This is a genomic window from Mycobacterium sp. PS03-16 (assembly GCF_004570325.1).
Taxonomy (GTDB): domain Bacteria; phylum Actinomycetota; class Actinomycetes; order Mycobacteriales; family Mycobacteriaceae; genus Mycobacterium.
Window position 1 is genome coordinate 21,788 of the sequence record NZ_SPQO01000049.1, and the last position, 6,454, is coordinate 28,241.

Below are 6,454 nucleotides of genomic sequence, written 5' to 3' on the forward strand. Positions count from 1 at the left end.
CCACACTAGTGGTCGGCGCGAACCGGCAGGGCGACGGCGTGGGTGCTCACTTCCTCGACCAGCGCCCGGTCGTGGCTCACCAGCACCACACACGCGGTACGGGCAATCTCGCGCAGCACCCCGGCGACGTGGTCGGTGGCGATCGGGTCGAGCATCGCGGTCGGTTCGTCACACAGGACGAAGGCCGCGCGTTGCATCAGGATTCGGGCGACACAGGCCCGTTGCAGCTGGCCGTCGCTGACCTGCCCCGGGTAGCGGTCCAGCAACGACGGCTCGAGTCCGGCGCGCACGGCCACGTCGTCGAGACCGGCCGCGCGCTCGCCGCGGATGGTGGCGGGTTCGGCGATGATCGCCGTCAGCGTCCACCGCGGGTTGCACACCAGCCGCGGATGCTGGGCGAGCAACGCCACCCCGCCCCGCGGCGCAGTGACGGCCCCGTCGTAGCGGACGGTGCCGGCGTCCGGCCGGTGCAGTCCGGCCAGCACCCGCAGCAACGTGGTCTTGCCGCAACCCGACGGGCCGGTGACGCCGGTGATGGCGCCGGTGCGGGCGGTGAGGTCGACGCGGTCGAGCACCGGGGCGTCCCCGAACGCGACGGTGACGCCCCGGGCGTCGAGGTGGTGGTCCCTCACGCCCGGTTCACCGCAGGCGTCGTCGCGAAGAACCGCCGCGCGTAGCCCTCAGTGTCGTCCGCACGGTCGAGCATTGCGGCGGTGTCCGCCTGGCCGAGCACGGCGCCGTCGCGCATCAGCGCGATCTCGGCACAGGCCCCGGCGCGCAACAGGGATGGCAGGTCATGGGTGATGACCAGGACACCGGCGCCACCGGCCGCCGCATCGGCGAGCAGCGCCCACACCGCGTCGGCGTTGGCCGCGTCCAGCGCGGAGGTCGGTTCGTCGGCGATCAGCAGGCCGGGCCGGCCGGCCAGCGCGGCGGCGATGGCGGCGCGCTGCGCCATCCCGCCGGACAGTTCGTGCGGGTACCGGTCCCCCACGTTCCGGGGCAGCCGCACCGCCCCGAACAGGTCGGCGGGCGGACGGTCGGCGGCCAGCCGCGCGCACACCTCGGCGACCTGCGCGCCGACCGTACGGACCGGAGTGAACGACGTCGCCGCCGACTGCGGCACCACACCGATGTGCTTGCCGCGCAGCGCGCGCCAGCGCCGCTCGTCGGCGGCGCCGATCGCCGCGCCGGCCACGGTGATCGTCCCGGTGGCGCGGGCACCGGGCGGCAGCAGACCACACAGCGCCAGCGCGGCCAAGGATTTACCGCAGCCCGACTCTCCGATCAGGGCGGTGACCCGTCCCGCCGGGACGGTGAGGTCGACTCCGTCGAGGACACGCACAACCGGTGCGCGGCGGCCGCGACGGACGGCGATGTCGACGGTGAGGCCGCGCAGCGTCGCGGCGGGTGCGGCGGTCACCACACCTGCCCGGCCGGGGGCGCGCTGCGCCGGCGCACCGCGGCGCCGGCCGACGCGAACGCCAGTGCGGTGACGATCAGCGCGGCGGCGGGCACCGTGAGCGTCCACCAGGCCCCGGTCAGCACGTCGCCTCGGGCCTGACCCAGCAGCGTGCCGAGGCTGGCCCGGTCGGGCGACAGCCCGACGCCGAGGAACGACAGCGTCGACTCGTGCCATACCGCGTGCGGCAGCAGCATCACCATCGCGACCAGCGCCTGGCCGGTGACCGCGGGCACGAGGTGGCGGCGTGCGATGAACCACCGCGTGGCCCCCGCCAGGCGCGCGTGCTGCACCCAGCCGGCGTCGGCGACCGCGAGCAGTTCGGCGCGCACCACGCGGGCGACGGCGGGCCAGTGGGTCAGCGCGATCGAGGCGATGATGGCCAGCGGGGCGCCCCGCCACATCGCGGCGATCACGATGCCGACCACCAGGTGCGGGAGCGCGTTGAACCCGTCGACCAGGCGCATCACCACCGCGTCGATCCACCCGCCGGTCAGCGCCGCAGCCACCCCGATCAGCACGCCGAGCAGGGTCGCGGCCAGCGCGCACACCGCGGCGATCACCAGCGAGATCCGCAGGCCCTCGGCGGACCGGACCAGCAGGTCGTATCCGGAGTGGTCGGTGCCGGCCAGGTGGTCGGCACTCGGCCCCCGCAGGGCCGCGGAGAAGTCGGCGATCTGCTCCCCGGCCAGCGCGGGAATCGTGACGGCCGCCGCGACGATCACCGCGATCACCAGCCACGGCCACTCGAGGCGGGCGCGGCGGGGTGCGGCGAGCGCGGTCATGCGGGCATCCCGATGCGCGGGTCCAGCGCCACCGCCGCGGCATCCGACAGCGCCGAACCGGCCAGCACGGCCAGTGCGGAGCCCACGGTCAGCGCCGCCAGGAGCGGGAAGTCCAGCGCGGCAGCGGATTCGACGAGTACGGCCGCCATGCCGGGCCAGCCGAACACGGTCTCGACGATCGCCGCGCCGGCGATCAGTTCGGGCAGCCGGGTGCCGAGCAGCGCCAGGGTCGGCAGCACCGACACCGGTGCGATGTGCCCGCACAGCAGGGTGGCGCCGTCGATGCCGCGGGCCCGCGCCGCCCGCACGGCATCCGATCCGCAGGCCGCCACGACCGCGGTCCGGGTGCTCAGCAGCAGCCATGGGAGCTGCGACACCGTCAGCGCGATCAGCGGCAGCACCGCATGCCGGGCCACCCCGGTCAGGTGGTAGTCGTCGCCCGGAGCGCTCGCGCCCGAGGCCGGCAACCAGCGCAGCCCGACCGCGACGACGGCCACCAGGGCCAGCGACACGACGAACGGCGGCACCGCGGCGAACAGCACCGAGAGCCCGGTGCACATGCGGTCGAGCAGGCCGCCGCGGCGCATCCCGGCCAGGCAGCCGAGCAGGATCGCGGCCACCGCCGCGAGCAGCAGCGCCGCGCCGGAGAGCCCGAGCGTGAACGGCATTCGTTCGGCGAGCACCGTGGTGACCGGCTGCGACTGCGTCGACGACCAGCCGAGGTCGCCGCGCAGCAGGCCGGTGAACCAGTCCCACCACGCCTGCCACCACGGCAGGTCGGTGTCGTAGGCGGCGCGCATCGCCTCCCGTTGCGAGGGGGTGGCGCGCTGGACATCGTCGCCGAGGTAGGCGACCAGCGGGTCGAGCGGCGACAGCGACGCGATCGCGAACATCGCCACCGACACCCCGACCGTGACGGGCAGCGCGACGGCCAGACGGATCAGCAGCAGGCGCAGAGCGTTTCGCGACCTCGCCCGGTGGGCCCGGGGCCGCGGTGCGGTCAGCGTGTCCATGCCGCGAGATCCCACCACGGGCCCCACGACACCCCGTGCGCATGCGGTTCGAGGATCGGCGCGACCTGCCGCCAGCCGGTGTCGCGGTAGGCGTAGGTGTGATCGACGAACGCGACGAACACGTGCGACGGCTGCTGGGCGTAGGCCGACTGGATCTGCCGGTACACCGCGTCTTTGCGCGCTCCGGGCGCGGTTCGGCGGGCCTCCTCCAACAGTTCGTCGAGCCGGGGGGCGGTGAAGTTCCCCGGGTTGGAGTACAGCGAGGAATCCGGCACGCGGGTGTGCAGGGTGTCGTACACCTGCGAGTCGATGCTGTAGGGCGTAGACCCGCCGCCCAGCACGACGGCCGCGTCGGCGAACCGGGTGTCGATCTCGTCCCAGCTGGTGCCGCGCGGACGCACCTCGATGCCCAGCGGTCGCATCGCCGCCGCGAACGCCACCGCGACATCGCGGCGCAGCGTGTCCTGGGCGTTGTACAGCAGCTCGAATGACGCTCGGTCTCCGAACTTTTCGCGTACACCCCCGGGACCGGGCCGCCATCCGGCCTGGTCGAGCAGCGTCGTCGCCCGCGCGATGTCGAAGCCGAACTGGGCGGCCGGTTCGTACGCGGCGCCGTACACCTCGGCGATCGGGGTACTGGCCGGTCGCCCGTATCCGGCGAGTACGTCGCGCACCACGGCGTCGCGGTCGACGCCGTGGTTCATCGCCAGGCGGGCCGCGGGGTCCGCGGTGAACACGTTGCCCGCGGGCAGCGATACCGCCCGCCAGTCGGCGGACTGCACGGCGACGGTCTCGACCCCGCCGTCGCCGACCGAATCGACAAGCCGTGGCGGCAGATTCGCGCCGTCCACCTCCCCGGCGACGATGCGCTGGGCACGGGTGTTGTCGTCTGGGGTGTAGGTGTAGACCAGCCGCCGCACCTGCGGCGGTTCGCCCCAGTAGTCGTCGCGCGCGACCAGGACCGCCTGATCGGGCCGCAGGCGCTCGAGCCGGTAGGGCCCGGTGCCGACGGGTTCGGTGTTGACGGCCCAGTCGGCGGCCGGGCCGGGTTCGACCTTCTCCGACGGCAGAATGCCCAACAGCAGGAAGGGTTTCGGGTCGGTGGCGTCGACATCGACGATGACGGCGTCGTCACCGTCGGCGCTCACCCGGTTGACCGGTGCGACGTTGGTGGCGATCGGCGACGCCACGCGGGGATCCTTGACCGCCGCATAGGTCGCGACGACGTCGTCGGCGTTCAGAGTGCTGCCGTCGGAGAACGTGACGTCGCCGCGCAGCGCAATCCGCCACCGGCCAGGGCCGACCGGTTCGGGGTCGGCGCCGGCCAGCGCGGGGAACAGGTCGGGGACCGTGTCGTCGGTGGCGCTGTGCGGGCGGAACAGCGACTCGTAGATCGGTGACACCCCGGATTCGCCGTAGCCGGAGACGGGGTTGAAGCCGCCGAGTTCTCCTGCGTCGGCCAGGACGATCTGGTCTGGCTGCGCGGACCGGGAGGGCGTCGCGCAACCAGCCGCCGCCAAGACGGCGGCGGCGGCCACGGCGAGCGTGCGCGCCCGTCCGGTGCGGGACGTCATCTGTCTATCTGAACACATGAACCCGCACCGTGCAGGTGCCGGTTCACGTCAGAGGGTGAGCCACCCGAACACGTAGGCGCCGTAGAGGGCGGCCGCCCCGGCGGTCGACGCCACCGGGGCCGACATCAACGCGATCGCCAGCGCCGAGATCAGCGGGCGTTTCGCGGCCGTGGCGACCACCAGGCCGGCGACCGTGGCAACGATGAGGTAGACCAGCACGCCGTACACCGGCCAGGTCTTGTCGACGTCGGTGTCGCCCACCCACCAGTAGTAGAAACCCGCACCGGCCGGTGCGGCAATAACCCACACCGCGGCGACGATCAGCGCGAACACCCAGCGCTTGACGAACTGGTAGGCGCCGGGGACGACGACCGGCGGCGGTGGCGGCGCGACCGTGACCCGTTCGAGGTCATCGAGGCTGAAGGCCTGATAGGCCAGCGGTTCCGGTTCGCGGTCCAGGGTGAGGGTGGGTTCGGGCTTGGCGGCGAGCGGCGTCAGCGGGTCCGGATGGCTGAAGCCACCGGTGTCGAAGGTCGGCAGGTACGGCGACGTCGGCTCACCCGTCGTCGCGGAGTCGCGATTGGCGTCAGCCACCGTTGACCACCTCGATCAGCGCCAGCGCACCCAGCCATCCCGGCGCGATGGCCAGCGTGAACGCCCCGGCGGTGGTCACCCAGCGTCGCCCGGAGGTCAGGATCATCAGCAGCCCGAGCGCCCCGGGCACGCCGGTGACCAGCGCGATCGTGATGTCGGGGCGCACGGACGCGGTGATCAGCAGGGTCGCGGTGACCGCCGCGATCAACCCGACCGCGGCACCGACCAGCATCGCACTGGTCAGCAGCCATACGCGCGGCAGCGGGATCACGATCTCGACGATAACGCCGAGACGCGCCGCTACGGCTGCACGCGGTCGGCGCGCCTCGCAGGTATCGGGCACGCCTCTTCGGCTTCGGCCACCACGGGCGCGCGCTGCGCCGGCCGGGCGCCGTCGGCGTACTGCATCCCGGTCAGCGGCGGGTCGGCGGCCAGCGCCTCGTTCTCGGCGTCGGTGAAAGCGCGGCCGCGGCTGAGGAACCGCTTGCCCTCCGGCGCCTCGAGGCTGAACCCGCCGCCGCGGCCCGGCACCACGTCGATCACCAGCTGCGTGTGCTTCCACGCCTCGAACTGCGGGCCCGAGATCCACACCGGCACCCCGTCGCCGACGTCGAGCACGCCGAGCAGCACGTCACGGTCACCGACGATGAAATCGCCGTCGGGATAGCACATCGGCGACGACCCGTCGCAGCAGCCGCCGGACTGGTGGAACATCAGCGCCCCGTGCCGGCCCTGCAGAGTGGTCAGCAGCTCGGCCGCGGCCGCGGTGATCAGCGCGCGTGGCGGAGTCACCTTCTTCTCGCGAGCAGACGCAAAAGTGTTCATTTAAGGCAACTTTAGGCCACTTTTGCGTCTGCTCGCGGGGGAACGGGACCGGTCAGAAGAAGCCTTGGGCTTTATTGCTGTAGCTGACGAGGAGGTTTTTGGTCTGCTGGTAGTGGTCGAGCATCATGGCGTGGTTTTCGCGGCCGATGCCGGATTGCTTGTAGCCGCCGAACGCGGCGTGGGCGGGGTACATGTGGTAGC

At 72.9% G+C, this 6,454-nt stretch carries 9 protein-coding genes; all 9 read right to left on the reverse strand.

Annotation, left to right across the window (positions count from 1 at the left end; all coding sequences use genetic code 11):
• Positions 1-5: 5 nt before the first annotated feature.
• Positions 6-632, reverse strand: a complete 627-nt coding sequence (locus E4P42_RS24920; protein ID WP_135129104.1) for an ABC transporter ATP-binding protein — start codon at positions 630-632, stop codon at positions 6-8.
• Positions 629-1,426: an ATP-binding cassette domain-containing protein gene (locus E4P42_RS24925; protein WP_371287082.1), complete on the reverse strand. Its 798-nt coding sequence runs from the start codon at positions 1,424-1,426 to the stop codon at positions 629-631. The genes E4P42_RS24920 and E4P42_RS24925 overlap by 4 nt, the downstream gene beginning before the upstream one ends.
• Positions 1,420-2,247: an ABC transporter permease gene (locus tag E4P42_RS24930; RefSeq protein WP_135129108.1), complete on the reverse strand. Its 828-nt coding sequence runs from the start codon at positions 2,245-2,247 to the stop codon at positions 1,420-1,422. The genes E4P42_RS24925 and E4P42_RS24930 overlap by 7 nt, the downstream gene beginning before the upstream one ends.
• The gene (locus E4P42_RS24935) at positions 2,244-3,260 is read right to left on the reverse strand and encodes an ABC transporter permease (RefSeq protein ID WP_135129110.1); all 1,017 of its coding nucleotides are present in this window, start codon (positions 3,258-3,260) and stop codon (positions 2,244-2,246) included. The genes E4P42_RS24930 and E4P42_RS24935 overlap by 4 nt, the downstream gene beginning before the upstream one ends.
• The gene (locus E4P42_RS24940; protein ID WP_135129112.1) at positions 3,248-4,834 is read right to left on the reverse strand and encodes an ABC transporter substrate-binding protein; all 1,587 of its coding nucleotides are present in this window, start codon (positions 4,832-4,834) and stop codon (positions 3,248-3,250) included. The genes E4P42_RS24935 and E4P42_RS24940 overlap by 13 nt, the downstream gene beginning before the upstream one ends.
• 48 nt (positions 4,835-4,882) lie before the next feature.
• On the reverse strand, positions 4,883-5,428 hold the full coding sequence (locus tag E4P42_RS24945) for a hypothetical protein (protein WP_135129114.1): 546 nt from the start codon (positions 5,426-5,428) through the stop codon (positions 4,883-4,885).
• Positions 5,421-5,699, reverse strand: coding sequence for a putative holin (locus tag E4P42_RS24950; RefSeq protein WP_209305867.1), 279 nt, complete (start codon positions 5,697-5,699; stop codon positions 5,421-5,423). Before E4P42_RS24950 ends, E4P42_RS24945 begins: the two co-directional genes overlap by 8 nt.
• Before the next feature lie 29 nt (positions 5,700-5,728).
• On the reverse strand, positions 5,729-6,253 hold the full coding sequence (locus tag E4P42_RS24955) for a DUF779 domain-containing protein (protein WP_135129116.1): 525 nt from the start codon (positions 6,251-6,253) through the stop codon (positions 5,729-5,731).
• A 52-nt stretch (positions 6,254-6,305) separates the two neighbouring features.
• On the reverse strand, positions 6,306-6,454 hold a 149-nt coding region (locus E4P42_RS24960), incomplete at its 5' end, for an aldehyde dehydrogenase family protein (RefSeq protein WP_135127590.1).

Coding starts and splice junctions, on each gene's coding strand:
- E4P42_RS24955 (WP_135129116.1), bottom strand. CDS start 6,253: ATGAACACTTTTGCGTCTGCTCGCGAGAAGAAGGTGACTCCGCCACGC.
- E4P42_RS24935 (WP_135129110.1), bottom strand. CDS start 3,260: ATGGACACGCTGACCGCACCGCGGCCCCGGGCCCACCGGGCGAGGTCG.
- E4P42_RS24940 (WP_135129112.1), bottom strand. CDS start 4,834: ATGACGTCCCGCACCGGACGGGCGCGCACGCTCGCCGTGGCCGCCGCC.
- E4P42_RS24930 (WP_135129108.1), bottom strand. CDS start 2,247: ATGACCGCGCTCGCCGCACCCCGCCGCGCCCGCCTCGAGTGGCCGTGG.